The following is a 15,010-nucleotide window of genomic DNA, read 5'->3' on the forward strand; positions in this document are numbered from 1 at the left end:
ATTAATCACAGTGCACCTTTCAAAAAAACCGCCGCGTCGGGACAGACCGGAGGTGAAATCACCGGTACGTTGCTCGCTACACATTTTTTGGAATCGCCCAGCAAAGACTGCTTGGTAATCGGCAACTCCTGCAATTCAGGCGAATCCACAGAAGTTGTATCAAGAAGGGAGCGTAGTCTACCGGAAAGCCCCTTTCAGCTCAAACCCAGATCTTGGCTTCCTGGCGTCCAGATCAATTGCCAACTGCCATCGGCCTGCGCGTCGAGCCCGGTCAGATTGGCCACCGCCAATAATTGTTCACCTTGATAAAGCAGCGGCAATCGACCGCGGACGAACGCCGGCAGGCCGCTTTCATTGAGCAGGCGCTTGAGATCACGGTGACCACGGCCGGGAACGTCAAGCACTTCGCCGCCTTGGCGATAACGAATACAGAGTGGGCCGACGGGGCCCTTGCCGCGCAGGATCACCCTGCCGTTATCGGGCAATGACAGGGGCTGATCAACCCGTTCCCAGGCTACGGAGCCCGAGACCGGGCGCAGCCAGTGGTCGGATAACCACCAGACTCTTGCGCCGGCCCGGTGCAATTCGCCGCCGGCCAGTCGCCAGATCGGGCGGGCGTCCTCTTGCGCGTCACGCAGTGAGTCCCAGCCGACCCAATGATCGCTGTCGGGAAGGGTCGTCAGCGGCGCCAGCCAATGACTCAGCGCATTGCGCTGTCGGGCGGGCGACAAGGCCCGCAACGGCGGCAGTTCAAGCGACTGCAGCCCGAGCCAGTCGAATGCGTCCGGGATGCGGGCGCGGTGCAGATCGAGCTGCGCCAGCTCGTCCAGCAAGCCCTGGGCCTCGCTCAAATGCGCGGCGCTGCGGGCCAGGGTCAACGACGCTTGGGGCCACTGCGCGGACAACACCGGGAAGACCCGCTGGCGCAGATAATTGCGCGCGTACCGGAGATCGTTGTTGGAGGGATCCTCGATCCAGTCCAGGCCTTGCTCCGCCGCGTAGTTTTCCAACTCTGCCCGGGACACGTCGAGCAATGGCCGCAACAAGTGCCCCTGGCCCAAGGGACGCTGCCGGGGCATCGCCGCCAAGCCCCTCGCCCCTGCCCCGCGCAGCAAACGAAACATCAGGGTTTCTGCCTGATCATCACGATGCTGCCCCGTGAGCAACACTTCGTTGCCCTGCGTCGCGGCAATGAACGCCGCATACCGCGCGTCACGGGCGGCTTGTTCGATGCTGGCGCCGGGGCGGACTTGCACACTGACCACCTCCAGAGCCACGCCAAGGGCTGCGCAAACCCGATGACAATGTTCAGGCCAGGCATCGGCCACAGCCTGGAGGCCATGATGGACGTGGATGGCGCTCAGCGCAGGCAACGAATGGTTTTTCGAAAGGGTCGCGAGCAGATGCAACAGGACAGTGGAATCGAGGCCACCGGAGAAAGCGATGCGCCAGGTGGCGGCGTTGCGCCAGGGGGATAGTTGGGTGAGGAGCCGGGCCGTCAGGTCAATGGTGGGTTGATTCATGGAAACTGGCCTTCACACAAAGCAAATGTGGGAGCGAGCCTGCTCGCGATGGCGGTGTATCAGTCAACTCATCTGTTGAATGTCAATCCGCTTTCGCGAGCAGGCTCGCTCCCACATGGGTGTTGCAGTCGGATCAGAGACCGTAGCTCATCAACCGCTCGTAGCGACGCGCCAGCAGCGCGTCGTTATCGAAGTTCTTGAGCATCGACAGCTGGGCGCTCAGCTCCGCGCGAATCAGCGCTGCGGCCGCGGCCGGGTCGCGATGGGCACCGCCCACTGGCTCGCTGATTACCTTGTCGACGATACCCAGGCCCTTCAGGCGTTCGGCGGTGATGCCCATGGCTTCTGCGGCGTCCGGCGCCTTCTCGGCGGTTTTCCACAGGATCGAGGCGCAGCCTTCCGGCGAAATCACCGCGTAAGTGGAATATTGCAGCATGTTCAACTGGTCACAAACGCCGATGGCCAACGCCCCGCCGGAACCGCCTTCGCCGATCACGGTAGCGATGATCGGGGTCTTCAGGCGAGCCATCACGCGCAGGTTCCAGGCAATCGCCTCGCTCTGGTTGCGCTCTTCGGCGTCGATACCCGGGTAGGCGCCCGGCGTGTCGATGAACGTCAGGATCGGCATCTTGAAGCGCTCGGCCATTTCCATCAGGCGGCAGGCCTTGCGGTAGCCTTCCGGACGCGGCATGCCGAAGTTGCGGCGTACTTTCTCGCGCACTTCGCGGCCTTTCTGGTGGCCGATGATCATCACCGGCTGGTCATCCAGACGGGCGACACCGCCGACGATCGCGGCGTCATCGGAGAAGTGACGGTCGCCGTGAAGCTCATCGAACTCGGTGAAGATGTGTTCAATGTAGTCCAGGGTGTAGGGACGACGCGGATGCCGCGCCAGACGCGCGATCTGCCAGCTGGTCAGCTTGCCGAAGATGTCTTCGGTCAGCGTGCGGCTTTTGTCCTGCAGCCGAGAGATTTCATCGCCGATATTCAGCGAATTGTCGTTACCGACCAAGCGCAACTCTTCGATCTTGGCTTGAAGGTCGGCGATCGGCTGTTCGAAATCTAGAAAATTCGGGTTCATAGGCGTCCGTCTTGGGTCGACGTCCAAGTGAGCTTGGGCCGGCCGGTTGTCTATTCGCGCCTACCTTAAGGGAGAGGCGCGTTCAGGTCGAGATTAAAAATTCGAGTCGAGGTCAGGGGCGCTCCAGGTTCAGGAGTGGCCCCTGGCCGTCAACGGTATTGGAGGAAGACGTTGTCTTTGCCGAACTGGTCACGCAAGGCTTGAATCAACGCATCCGCCGGGTCGATCCGCCAGCCCTCGCCGAACTGCAGCACGGCCTTGGCATCGGGGCGCACGTATTCCATGGTGATCGGGCACGCACCACGGTGGCGCTTGAACAACTCGCCCAACCAGCGTAGCTGATCGCCCTTGAGGTCCTGGGTCTGCAACTTCAGGCGCAGGCTCTCGGCCAGGTTGGTACGGGCATCCTCCATGCTCATCACCCGCTTGACCCGCAGCCGCAGGCCACCGGAGAAATCGTCGTTGCTGACCTCGCCTTCCACCACAACCATTGCATCGGTCTGCAACAGCGACTGCGCCGAATGGAACGCATCGGCAAACAACGACGCTTCGATACGCCCGGAGCGGTCGTCGAGGGTGATGAAGCCCATCTTGTCGCCCTTTTTGTTCTTCATTACCCGCAGGGCGATGATCATGCCGGCGACGGTTTGCGTATCGCGAGCGGGCTTGAGGTCGATGATGCGCTGGCGAGCGAAGCGGCGGATTTCGCCCTCGTATTCGTCGATCGGGTGGCCGGTCAGGTACAGGCCCAAGGTATCTTTCTCGCCCTTGAGGCGCTCCTTGAGGGTCAGCTCCTTGGCCTTGCGATGGTTGGCATACACATCGGCGTCTTCCTCGACAAACAGCCCGCCAAACAGGTCGGCGTGGCCGCTGTCGTGGGTACGGGCGGTCTGTTCAGCAGCCTTGATCGCCTCCTCCATCGCCGCCAGCAACACCGCACGGTTGCGGTCGATGTTGGCCTGGTAGGCCTTGGGCTCATCCTGGAAGTACGGGCCCAAGCGGTCCAGCGCGCCACTGCGGATCAGCCCGTCGAGGGTGCGCTTGTTGATGCGCTTGAGGTCGACCCGCGCGCAAAAATCGAACAGGTCCTTGAACGGCCCGTCCTGGCGCGCTTCGGTGATCGCCTCCACCGGACCCTCGCCCACGCCCTTGATCGCGCCAAGACCGTAGATGATGCGGCCTTCGTCGTTGACCGTGAATTTGAACTCCGAAGCGTTCACATCCGGCGCGTCGAGGCGCAGCTTCATGGTCCGCACTTCTTCGATCAAGGTCACGACCTTGTCGGTGTTGTGCATGTCCGCCGAGAGTACCGCGGCCATGAACGGCGCCGGGTAGTGCGCCTTCAGCCACGCGGTCTGGTACGAAACCAGGCCATAGGCGGCGGAGTGGGATTTGTTGAAGCCGTAGCCGGCGAACTTTTCCACCAGGTCAAAGATGTTGCCCGCCAGGTCCGCATCGATACCGTTGTTCGCACAACCCTCGATGAAACCCCCGCGTTGCTTGGCCATCTCCTCGGGCTTTTTCTTACCCATGGCTCGACGCAGCATGTCCGCGCCGCCGAGGGTGTAACCGGCCATGACCTGGGCAATCTGCATCACCTGTTCCTGATACAGGATGATGCCGTAGGTCGGCGCCAGCACAGGCTTGAGGCCGTCGTACTGGTAGTCGGGGTGCGGGTACGCCAGCTCGGCGCGCCCGTGCTTGCGGTTGATGAAGTCATCGACCATGCCCGATTGCAGAGGGCCCGGACGGAACAGGGCCACCAGTGCGATCAGGTCTTCGAGGCAGTCGGGCTTGAGCTTCTTGATCAGCTCCTTCATGCCGCGCGATTCAAGCTGGAACACCGCGGTGGTTTCGGCTTTTTGCAACAGGCTGTAGGTCGGCTTGTCGTCCAGCGGAATGAAGGCGATGTCCAGCGGCTCTTCGCCGACCTTGGCCCGGTCGCGGTTGATGGTCTTGAGCGCCCAATCGATGATCGTCAGGGTCCGCAGGCCGAGGAAGTCGAACTTCACCAGGCCGGCCGCCTCGACGTCATCCTTGTCGAACTGGGTCACCAGGCCGTCACCCTCTTCGTCGCAATAAATCGGCGAAAAGTCAGTCAGTTTGGTCGGCGCGATCACCACGCCACCGGCGTGCTTGCCGACGTTACGCACCACGCCTTCGAGCTTGCGCGCCATCTCCCAGATTTCCGCCGCTTCTTCATCGACTTTGATGAAATCGCGCAGGATCTCTTCCTGCTCGTAGGCTTTTTCCAGGGTCATGCCGACTTCGAAGGGAATCATCTTCGACAGGCGATCCGCCAGGCCGTAGGACTTGCCCTGCACCCGCGCCACGTCACGCACCACCGCCTTGGCGGCCATGGAACCGAAGGTGATGATCTGGCTTACCGCGTTGCGGCCGTACTTCTCGGCGACGTAATCGATCACCCGGTCGCGACCGTCCATGCAGAAGTCGACGTCGAAGTCGGGCATGGAAACCCGTTCCGGGTTGAGGAAACGTTCGAACAGCAGGTCATATTCCAGCGGGTCGAGGTCGGTGATCTTCTGCACATAGGCCACCAGCGAACCGGCACCCGACCCCCGCCCTGGGCCGACGGGCACGCCGTTGCTCTTGGCCCACTGGATAAAATCCATCACGATCAGGAAGTAACCGGGGAAGCCCATCTGGATGATGATATCCAGCTCGAAATTCAGCCGGTCGACATAGACCTGGCGCTTGGCTTCGTAATCTTCGGTGGTGTCCTTGGGCAGCAGGACCTTGAGGCGCTCGTCCAGGCCGTCGAACGACACCTTGCGAAAATACTCATCGATGGTCATGCCATCGGGAATCGGGAAGTTGGGCAGGAAGTGTTTGCCCAGCTTCACTTCGATGTTGCAGCGCTTGGCAATCTCGACGGTGTTTTCCAGCGCTTCGGGCAGATCGCTGAACAGCTCCGCCATCTCCTCGGCGCTCTTGAGGTACTGCTGGTCGCTGTAGTTCTTTGACCGACGAGGATCATCAAGGGCCCGCCCCTCACCGATGCAGACGCGGGTTTCGTGGGCTTCGAAATCTTCCTGCTTGATGAACCGCACGTCGTTGGTCGCCACCAGCGGCGCGCCCAGCTTGTCGGCCAGGGCCACGGCGGCGTGCAGGTGCTCTTCGTCATTCGGACGGTTGGTGCGTTGCACCTCGATATAGAAGCGGTCCGGGAACACCGTCATCCAGTCGCGAGCCAGTTGCTCGGCTTCCTCGGTGTTGTCGCTGAGCAGGGCCAGGCCGATCTCACCTTCCTTGGCCGCGGACAGCATGATCAGGCCTTCGCTCGCCTCGGCCACCCACTCGCGCTCGATGATGATCGAGCCATTGCGCTGGCCCTCGATAAAGCCGCGGGAAATCAGCTCGGTGAGGTTGCGGTAGCCGACGGCGTTCATCACCAGCAGGCTGATACGGCTCAGCGGCGCATCCGGGTCCTTGTTCGCCAGCCACAGGTCGGCACCGCAGATCGGCTTGATCCCGGCGCCCATGGCGTTCTTGTAGAACTTGACCAGCGAACACATGTTGTTCTGGTCGGTAACGGCCACGGCAGGCATGTTCATGCCGACCAGGGTCTTGACCAATGGCTTGATCCGCACCAGGCCGTCGACCAGGGAATATTCAGTGTGCAGGCGTAGATGAACGAATGAAGCCGGCATAGTGATCCTGCGTTAAGTCATGAAAACAACAAGGCCCGGATTGTACCGGGCCTTGGGTAAAACATCAGCCAGCAACCGCGCTGTCCACTCGAACCCGTGGCGAGGGAGCTTGCTCCCGCTGGGCTGCGCAGCAGCCCCTTCTTATGGGCGCTTCGCACCCAAGCGGGAGCAAGCTCCCTCGCCACGATGAATCAGGTGAACCCCTCGCTTTCGATCAACCCATCACGGGCTTCATAGGCCAGCCGCACCGGAGCGAACGAGCGCCGGTGGATGGGCGTCGGCCCGAGGCGCGCCAAGGCTTCCAGATGAACGGGGGTCGGATAGCCCTTGTGGCTGCCGATGCCATAGCCTGGGTAAATCAATTCGAACGCGGCCATTTCCCGGTCGCGGCTGACCTTGGCCAGGATCGAGGCCGCTGCGATAGCCGGCACCTTGCCGTCGCCCTGGATGACCGCTTCAGCGCGCATCGACAGCTGGGGGCAACGGTTGCCGTCGATCATCGCCAGCTTCGGCGTGATGTGCAGGCCGTGTACCGCCCGCTGCATCGCCAGCATGGTGGCATGCAGGATGTTCAACTCGTCGATCTCTTCGACCTCGGCCCGGGCAATGCACCAGCTCAAGGCTTTTTCGCAGATTTCGTCGTAGAGTTTTTCACGCCGGGCCTCGGTGAGCTTCTTGGAGTCATCGAGCCCCAGGATCGGCCGCTTCGGATCGAGGATCACCGCCGCCGTCACCACCGCACCGCACAACGGGCCACGGCCCACCTCATCGACACCCGCGACCAACTCTTCGACTTCGGCGACCAGGTTGAAATCCAGGCCCATCTGCAGCTTCACGTTGCTCATCGTCTGGCGCCGATCAAGGTCAGTACCGCGTCTGCTGCCTGGTTGGAAGCATCGCGACGCAAGGTACGGTGGATTTCGTCAAAGCCCCGGGTCTGTTCCTCGCCGCCATCGATCAACGGCAAAAGCGTGCTGGCCAGGGACTCGGCGGTCGCGTCATCCTGCAGCAGTTCAGGCACCAGCAGGCGCTGGGCCAGCAGGTTCGGCAGGGAAACGTAAGGGCTCTTGACCATGCGCTTGAGAATCCAGAACGTCAACGGCGCCAGGCGATAGGCAACCACCATCGGGCGCTTGTACAACAATGCCTCAAGGGTAGCAGTGCCGGAGGCAATCAACACGGCATCGCAGGCCGCCAGCGCTTGATGGGATTGGCCGTCAAGCAGCGTGACCGGCAAATCGCGATCGGCCAGGAGCGCTTCGAGCTGGACCCGCCGCTGTGGACTGGCGCACGGCAAGATGAATCGTACGTCCGGACGCATCGCCCGCAGACGCTCGGCGGCGTCGAAGAACAGCCCGCCCAGGCGACTCACTTCGCCGCCTCGGCTACCGGGCATCAACGCCACCAGCGGGCCCGCGGCCAGGCCCAGCGCCTGGCGAGCCGCCTCGCGGTCCGCCTCCAGGGGAATGGTGTCGGCAAGGGTGTGACCGACAAATCGCACGGGCACGCCTTTTTCTTCGTAGAACCGGGCTTCGAACGGCAGCAGCGTGAGCATCAGGTCGCAGCCCTCGCGGATCTTCAACACGCGCTTCTGTCGCCAGGCCCAGACCGACGGGCTGACGTAATGCACGGTCTTGATCCCCGCCTGGCGCAGCTTGAGTTCGATATTGAGGGTGAAATCCGGCGCATCGATACCGATGAACACATCCGGTTTTTCTTCGATCAGCGTCTGGATCAGCTTCTTGCGCCGGGCCAGCAGCTCACGCAAGCGGCCGAGCACTTCCACCAGCCCCATCACCGACAGGCGCTCCATCGGGAAGTAGGACACCAGCCCCTCGGCTTCCATCAATGGCCCACCCACCCCGATGAACTCGACCGCCGGGTGCTGCGCCTTGAGCGCGCGCATCAGGCCGGCGCCCAGGATGTCACCGGAAGCTTCGCCCGCCACCAGTGCGATACGCAGGTTCGCCATGATCAGCGGGTGATGCCGCGGGTCGAAGAAAGAATGGAATCGCGGAATATTGCGACTTCCGGAAATTGTGCCGCTGCCTCGGCCAGTTCGGCGAGCGCCTGCTCGACCGTCAGGCCCTGGCGATACACAACCTTGTAGGCGCGACGCAGAGCAGTTATGGCCTCTTCGCTGAAACCACGCCGACGCATGCCTTCGAAGTTCATGCTGCGAGCTTCGGCCGGATTGCCGAATACGGTGACGTAGGCAGGGACGTCCTTGCCAATGGCGGTGCCCATGCCGGAGAAGCTATGGGCGCCAATGTGGCAATACTGGTGGACCAAGGTGAAACCGGACAGGATCGCCCAGTCATCTACGTGCACATGTCCGGCCAACGCGGTGTTGTTGACCAGGATGCAATGGTTGCCAATAACGCTGTCGTGGCCGATGTGGGCATAGGCCATGATCAGGTTGTGGTCGCCCAGCGTCGTTTCGGAACGGTCCTGGACGGTGCCACGGTGAATCGTCACGCCTTCGCGGATCACGTTGTGATCGCCAATCACCAGGCGGGTTTCTTCACCTTTGTACTTGAGGTCGGGCGTGTCCTCGCCTACCGATGAGAACTGGTAGATGCGGTTGTGCCGGCCGATCCGGGTCGGCCCCTTGAGGATCACATGGGGCCCGATCACCGTGCCCTCGCCGATTTCCACACCTGCGCCGATGATCGACCAAGGGCCAACCTCGACATCGGCGGCCAGTACGGCCGTCGGATCGATGATTGCGCGAGGGTCAATCAAACTCATAGCTTGCGTTCCGCGCAGATGATTTCAGCGGAGCAGACCGGCTTGCCATCGACCGAAGCCTGGCATTCGAATTTCCAGATCTGGCGCTTGCAACTGATGAACCTGGCTTCGAGGATCAACTGATCGCCCGGAGTGACCGGCTGGCGGAAGCGCAGCTTGTCGGAGCCAACAAAGTAGTAAAGCGTGCCGTCGGCAGGCTTCACGTCGAGCATTTTGAAACCAAGGATCCCGGCAGCCTGAGCCATCGCCTCGATGATCAATACGCCCGGCATGATTGGATGCGCGGGGAAGTGACCATTGAAGAAGGGTTCGTTGATGCTGACATTCTTGTAGGCGCGAATGCGCTTGCCTTCAACATCCAGGTCCACGACCCGATCCACCAGCAGGAACGGGTAACGGTGAGGCAGGTATTCGCGAATCTCGTTGATGTCCATCATTTCGGGGGGAAGCCTATGTAAAGATTGGGAGCGCACGATTGACGCGCACCCCGCTAGCAAATCAAGGAGGCCAGGGCCTAGCGGCTGTGCACACTTGATATGGAAATGGTATCAGCCATCTGATGAAGCATTACCGCCAGGGGTCACGTCCCCTACACGCTTTTCCACCTGCTTGAGGCGCCGCGCGATGTCGTCGAGCTGGCGGATACGCGCCGCGCTCTTGCGCCACTCGGCTGCCGGTTGCATGGCTGTGCCGGAAGAATAGGCACCCGGCTCGGTAATCGAGTGGGTCACCATGGTCATTCCGGTCAGGAACACGTTGTCACAGATATCGATATGGCCCACCAGGCCCACGCCACCGGCGAGCATGCAGTGCTTGCCGATTTTGGTACTGCCGGAGATGCCCACGCAGGCGGCCATGGCGGTGTGGTCACCGACCTGGACGTTGTGGGCGATCTGGATCTGGTTGTCGAGTTTGACGCCATTGCCAATGACCGTATCGGCCAGCGCGCCACGGTCGATGGCGGTGTTGACGCCGATCTCCACGTCATCGCCGACGGTTACGCCACCGATCTGGGCAATCTTTTGCCAGACGCCTTTCTCATTGGCAAAACCGAAGCCTTCGCCACCGAGCACTGCGCCAGACTGGATCACTACCCGCTTGCCGATGCGCACATCGTGATACAGCGTCACCCGGGGCGCCAGCCAGCCACCTTCGCCGATCTCGCAGCGCGCGCCGATGAAGCAATGGGCGCCCAGCGTCACACCGGCGCCAATCCGGGCCGCGCTTTCAATCACGACAAACGGGCCAACGCTGGCCGAGGGATCCACCACGGCGTCCGCTGCGATCACTGCAGTCGGGTGAATACCGGCAGCCGACTTGGGCTTGGGATCGAACAGATGGGAAATCCGCGCATACGCAAGGTAGGGGTCGGCCACGATCAGCGAATCACCCGCAAACCCTTCGGCATCACCGGCCTTGAGCAACAGCGCGGCAGCCCGACTGTCAGCCAGGTATTTGCGGTATTGAGGATTTGCCAGGAAGCTCAACTGAGCTGGGCCAGCCTCTTGCAAAGTGGCTAGCCCAGTGATGACCTTCTCCGGGTCGCCACGCAGGGTGGCGCCGAGGAACTCGGCCAACTGGCCGAGCTTGATAGTCGCTGTCATGGATTACTTCAGCTGATTCATGCGCTCGATAACCTGGCGCGTGATGTCGTACTGAGGCTTGACATCAATCACTGCACCACGCTCGAACACCAGGTCAAAACCACCCTTCTTGATGACTTCTTCCACGGCGCTGTCGAGTTTCGGCTTGAGCTGCTTGAGCATTTCGCGGTCGGCAACGGCTTTCGCTTCGTTCAGTTCCTTGGACTGGAACTGGAAGTCGCGGGCCTTTTGCTTGAATTCAAGCTCCAGACGCTCGCGCTCACCCTGGGCCATTTTGTCGCCACCGGCCACCAGACGATCCTGGATACCCTTGGCGCTGCTTTCCAGGCCTTTGAGCTTGGTCAGTTGCGGGCCGAATTTTTTCTCCGCGTCCACAGCGTATTTCTTCGCCGCGTCGGATTCCAGCAGGGCCATCTGATAGTTCAGGACGGCGATCTTCATGTCGGCAAAAGCCGGACCTGCGACCAGTACGGTCGCCAGGAGAACCAATTGAGTCAACTTACGCACGATGTACTCCTACAAAATCCATTGTCGTTATCTTGGGTCAGACGCTTAGAACGTCTGACCGAGGGAGAATTGGAAAACCTGGGTTTCAGCGTCATCCGGTTTCTTGATCGGCATCGCCAACGCGAAGCTCAACGGGCCCAGCGCGGTGACCCAGGTCACGCCGACGCCGACGGAGCTGGCGAGGTTGCTCAGGCTGATGTCGTTGCACTCTGCGTTGGATGACGTGCCATTGTTGTTAGTAGGCTTATCGCAGCTGGAGTCGAATACGTTACCCACGTCCCAGAATACCGAGGTACGCAGGGAGCGCTGATCCTTGACGAACGGCATCGGGAACAGGAGCTCGGCACCGCCCTGGATCAGGACGTTACCACCGAACGGCAGTGGATCCTGGTCCGGATCCCGGATGGTCCCCTGGTTGCCAGTGACAGCTGCACCTCGGCTCGGGGTACTGCGCGGGCCCAGGGTGCTGTCCTTGAAGCCACGCACCGAGTTGAAACCACCGGCGTAGTAGTTCTCGTAGAACGGCAGGCCGTCGGTCGAACCGTAGCCATCGCCATAACCCAGCTCGGTGTGCAGGCGCATGGTGTAGTTGTCAGACAGCGGCTGGAACAGCTGGCCGCGGTAGTCGAGCTTGAAGAACGACAGGTCACTGCCAGGCGTGGTGGTTTCCAGGACCAAGCTCTGGGAACGGCCACGGGTCGCCAGCACACCCTTGTTCAGGGTCGACTCGGACCAACCAACAGACGCCTTGAAGTTCAGGTACTTGTCGCCCTCTTTCTCGACGAAATCGAAAATTTCGTCAACGGTATAGCGGCCAGTGCTGATCTCGTCCTGCTGGGCGGTGAGGCCGAAGGTCAGGCGCGACGTTTCGCTGATCGGATAGCCGATGTTGACGCCGGCACCCAGGCTGTCCACCGCATAGCTGGAGATGTCAGAGTCGAGCTCGTCGTAGTCGGTGGTGCGATAGAAGGCGTTGTAGCCCAGGCTCACACCGTCGGCAGTCCAGTAGGGGTCCACGTAACCGAAGTTGTAGCGGGTCTGGTACTCGCTGCGGGTCAGGCCCACGCTGACGCGGTTACCGGTACCGAGGAAGTTGTTCTGGGTGATCGAACCACCCAGGATCAGGCCCGCGCTCTGGGCGAAACCGACACTGGCGGTGATCGAACCGGAGGCTTGTTCCTCGACGCTGTAGTTCACATCCACCTGGTCATCGACGCCCGGTACGGCCGGGGTCTCGACGTTGACTTCCTTGAAGAAGCCCAGGCGCTCCAGGCGGGTCTTGGACTGGTCGATCAGGTAGGTCGACGCCCAGCCACCTTCCATCTGGCGCATTTCGCGACGCAGCACTTCGTCCTCGGACTTGGTGTTGCCACGGAAGTTGATGCGGTTGACGTAGGCACGCTTGCCGGGGTCCACGCCGAACGTGATGTCGACGGTATGGTCTTCATCGTGCGGTTGTGGCACGCCGTTCACGTTGGCGAAGGTGTAACCCTCGTTACCCAGGCGGCGAGTGATCAGCTCGGACGTGGTGGTCATCAGCTTGCGCGAGAACACCTGGCCCTTCTGCACCAGCAACAGCGATTTGACCTGGTCTTCCGGAACCTTCAAGTCACCACTGAGCTTGACGTCACGAACGGTGTACTTCTCGCCTTCGTTGACGTTGACAGTGATGTAGACGTGCTTCTTGTCCGGGGTGATGGACACCTGGGTCGAAGCAATGTCCATGTTGATGTAGCCACGGTCCAGGTAGTAGGAACGCAGGCGCTCCAGGTCACCGGAGAGTTTTTCACGAGCGTACTTGTCGTCGTTCTTGAAGAACGACAGCCAGTTGGTGGTCTTGAGTTCGAACAGGTCGATCAGGTCTTCATCCGGGAACACCGTGTTACCAACCACGTTGATGTGCTGGATGGCGGCGACGGTGCCTTCGTTGATGTTGACCTTCAGGCCGACGCGGTTGCGCGGCTGCGGCACGACTTCGGTGTCGACAGTCGCCGAATAACGGCCCTGGGCAACGTATTGGCGTTGCAGCTCGTTACGGACGCCTTCGAGGGTCGCGCGCTGGAAGATCTCGCCTTCGGCCAGGCCGGATTGCTTGAGGCCTTTCATCAGGTCTTCAGTGGAGATCGCCTTGTTGCCTTCGATTTCGATACTGGCAACCGATGGGCGCTCGACGACCGTGATGACCAGGACATTGCCGTCGCGGCCCAGCTGGATATCTTGAAAGAAGCCGGTCTTGAACAGCGCACGAGTGGATTCCACCAGGCGCCGATCATCCGCCTGCTCGCCGACGTTCAACGGCAAGGCACCAAAGACGCTACCCGCGGAAACCCGCTGGAGGCCGTTGACGCGAATATCAGAGATAGTGAAGGACTCGGCGTGAACTTCGGCGATCATCAATACGGTGAGAACCGCAGTTAGCAGCAGACGTTTCATGAAGTCCTTTCTTATTCCAACTGGCAATAAACAAACTGCCGCAAAATGCGGCAGATTCGCAATTCAGCGAAGCGTTACAGACGACCCAGATCGTTGACCAGAGCAAGCAACATCACCCCGACCACCAAGCTGATACCGATCTGTATCCCCCAACCTTGCACCCGATCCGACAAGGGACGACCACGCGCCCACTCGATCAGATAAAACAGCAGATGCCCCCCATCCAGTACCGGAATGGGCAGCAAATTCAGAACCCCCAGGCTAATGCTCAGATAAGCAAGGAAATTCAGGAAATCAGCGACGCCCGACTGGGCAGAAGCGCCCGCCACTTTAGCAATGGTTATCGGTCCACTCAAGTTTTTTACCGAGAGCTCGCCGAACAACATTTTCTTCAGCGAGTCCAGGGTCAGGACACTCATGGTCCAGGTACGACGCGCACCCTCGCCAATCGCCTCAAGAGGGCCGAAGCTGACCTCGCGGATCATTTCCGGCGGCCACTCGACCGCCTTGACGCCCGCCCCCAGGTAACCGGTCGGCGCCTTGCTTTCGCCACGGGCGGCCAGAGTCACCGGGACGTCGATTGAAGCACCGTCGCGTTCGACGCGCAGCAGGATTTTGGTATCAGGACGTACACGAACCGAATCAACCACCTGTTGCCAGTCATTCACCGACTGGCCATCGAATGCCAGCAAGCGGTCACCGGTTTTCAGACCTGCGGCGTGAGCCGGGCCTTTCGGATCGAGCTCGGCCAGCACAGGCGGCAGCGCCGGACGCCATGGGCGGATCCCCAGGGAACGGATCGGATCCGGCTCGTCGGCGCCCTTGAGCCAGTTGTCGAGAATCAGCTCTCGCGGCGAATCCGCCGTCGAGCCCTGCTCGCGCACCAGCAATTGCAGCGAGCCACTTTCGCCCAGGCGGCGCACTAACTGCAGGTTGACCGCCGCCCAGCCCGACGTAGGCTCACCATCGATGGCGACAATTTCCTGGCCTACGCCCAACCCGGCCCGAGCCGCCACGCTGCCGGCCTCTACCGCACCGATGACCGGGCGCACCTGCTCGCTGCCAAGCATCGCCAAAGCCCAGAAAAACACCAGAGCCAACAGGAAATTGGCGATCGGGCCCGCCGCCACGATAGCGATACGCTGACGAACGGTCTTGCGATTGAAAGATTGGTCAAGCTGATCGACAGGCACTTCGCCTTCGCGCTCATCGAGCATCTTGACGTAGCCGCCCAGCGGGATGGCCGCGACGACGAACTCGGTGCCCTGCTTGTCGTGCCAGCGCAGCAAAGGCATGCCGAAGCCAACGGAAAAACGCAGAACCTTGACGCCACAGCGACGCGCGACCCAGAAATGGCCGAATTCGTGAAAAGTGACCAGCACCCCCAGCGCAACCAGGGTGCCGACAATCATATAGAGCGCGCTCATCTGTTTTCTCCAC

At 61.1% G+C, this 15,010-nt stretch carries 11 protein-coding genes; all 11 read right to left on the reverse strand.

All coding sequences use genetic code 11. The annotated features are described in order from the left end of the window. Positions 1–194: 194 nt before the first annotated feature. The 11 genes from tilS to rseP all read right to left on the reverse strand — a co-directional run bounded on the left by tilS (position 195) and on the right by rseP (position 14,997). Positions 195–1,523, reverse strand: a complete 1,329-nt coding sequence (tilS, locus tag M1E16_RS21690; RefSeq protein WP_458128347.1) for a tRNA lysidine(34) synthetase TilS — start codon at positions 1,521–1,523, stop codon at positions 195–197. 133 nt (positions 1,524–1,656) lie between these two features. Beyond that, the gene (locus M1E16_RS21695; protein WP_434656053.1) at positions 1,657–2,604 is read right to left on the reverse strand and encodes an acetyl-CoA carboxylase carboxyltransferase subunit alpha; all 948 of its coding nucleotides are present in this window, start codon (positions 2,602–2,604) and stop codon (positions 1,657–1,659) included. Between the two features lie 149 nt (positions 2,605–2,753). Then, positions 2,754–6,275, reverse strand: coding sequence for a DNA polymerase III subunit alpha (dnaE, locus tag M1E16_RS21700; protein WP_305499098.1), 3,522 nt, complete (start codon positions 6,273–6,275; stop codon positions 2,754–2,756). Positions 6,276–6,466: 191 nt separating this feature from the next. Then, entirely contained in the window at positions 6,467–7,105 is a 639-nt protein-coding gene (gene rnhB, locus M1E16_RS21705) for a ribonuclease HII (RefSeq protein ID WP_458130360.1), read from the reverse strand. Positions 7,106–7,116: 11 nt separating this feature from the next. Further along, complete coding sequence (gene lpxB / locus M1E16_RS21710; RefSeq protein WP_434572125.1) at positions 7,117–8,247, reverse strand: lipid-A-disaccharide synthase; 1,131 nt, start codon at positions 8,245–8,247, stop codon at positions 7,117–7,119. 2 nt (positions 8,248–8,249) lie between these two features. After that, complete coding sequence (gene lpxA / locus M1E16_RS21715) at positions 8,250–9,026, reverse strand: acyl-ACP--UDP-N-acetylglucosamine O-acyltransferase (RefSeq protein WP_434572124.1); 777 nt, start codon at positions 9,024–9,026, stop codon at positions 8,250–8,252. Next, entirely contained in the window at positions 9,023–9,463 is a 441-nt protein-coding gene (gene fabZ, locus M1E16_RS21720; RefSeq protein ID WP_008154051.1) for a 3-hydroxyacyl-ACP dehydratase FabZ, read from the reverse strand. Before fabZ ends, lpxA begins: the two co-directional genes overlap by 4 nt. 111 nt (positions 9,464–9,574) lie before the next feature. After that, on the reverse strand, positions 9,575–10,630 hold the full coding sequence (lpxD, locus tag M1E16_RS21725; RefSeq protein ID WP_458128348.1) for a UDP-3-O-(3-hydroxymyristoyl)glucosamine N-acyltransferase: 1,056 nt from the start codon (positions 10,628–10,630) through the stop codon (positions 9,575–9,577). Between the two features lie 3 nt (positions 10,631–10,633). Then, a complete protein-coding gene (locus M1E16_RS21730; protein WP_003184901.1) occupies positions 10,634–11,137 on the reverse strand; it encodes an OmpH/Skp family outer membrane protein in 504 nt (167 codons plus the stop codon). A 45-nt stretch (positions 11,138–11,182) separates the two neighbouring features. After that, complete coding sequence (gene bamA, locus M1E16_RS21735) at positions 11,183–13,570, reverse strand: outer membrane protein assembly factor BamA (RefSeq protein WP_434628705.1); 2,388 nt, start codon at positions 13,568–13,570, stop codon at positions 11,183–11,185. Positions 13,571–13,644: 74 nt separating this feature from the next. Further along, on the reverse strand, positions 13,645–14,997 hold the full coding sequence (rseP, locus tag M1E16_RS21740; protein WP_458128349.1) for an RIP metalloprotease RseP: 1,353 nt from the start codon (positions 14,995–14,997) through the stop codon (positions 13,645–13,647). Between the last annotated feature and the right edge of the window lie 13 nt (positions 14,998–15,010).

The sequence above is a fragment of the Pseudomonas sp. Z2-11 genome (genome assembly GCF_054161305.1).

Bases quoted from the DNA above. Each gene is read 5' to 3' on its own strand.
- tilS (WP_458128347.1), bottom strand. From the start codon at position 1,523: ATGAATCAACCCACCATTGACCTGACGGCCCGGCTCCTCACCCAACTA.
- M1E16_RS21695 (WP_434656053.1), bottom strand. From the start codon at position 2,604: ATGAACCCGAATTTTCTAGATTTCGAACAGCCGATCGCCGACCTTCAA.
- dnaE (WP_305499098.1), bottom strand. From the start codon at position 6,275: ATGCCGGCTTCATTCGTTCATCTACGCCTGCACACTGAATATTCCCTG.
- lpxB (WP_434572125.1), bottom strand. From the start codon at position 8,247: ATGGCGAACCTGCGTATCGCACTGGTGGCGGGCGAAGCTTCCGGTGAC.
- lpxA (WP_434572124.1), bottom strand. From the start codon at position 9,026: ATGAGTTTGATTGACCCTCGCGCAATCATCGATCCGACGGCCGTACTG.
- fabZ (WP_008154051.1), bottom strand. From the start codon at position 9,463: ATGATGGACATCAACGAGATTCGCGAATACCTGCCTCACCGTTACCCG.
- lpxD (WP_458128348.1), bottom strand. From the start codon at position 10,630: ATGACAGCGACTATCAAGCTCGGCCAGTTGGCCGAGTTCCTCGGCGCC.
- bamA (WP_434628705.1), bottom strand. From the start codon at position 13,570: ATGAAACGTCTGCTGCTAACTGCGGTTCTCACCGTATTGATGATCGCC.
- rseP (WP_458128349.1), bottom strand. From the start codon at position 14,997: ATGAGCGCGCTCTATATGATTGTCGGCACCCTGGTTGCGCTGGGGGTG.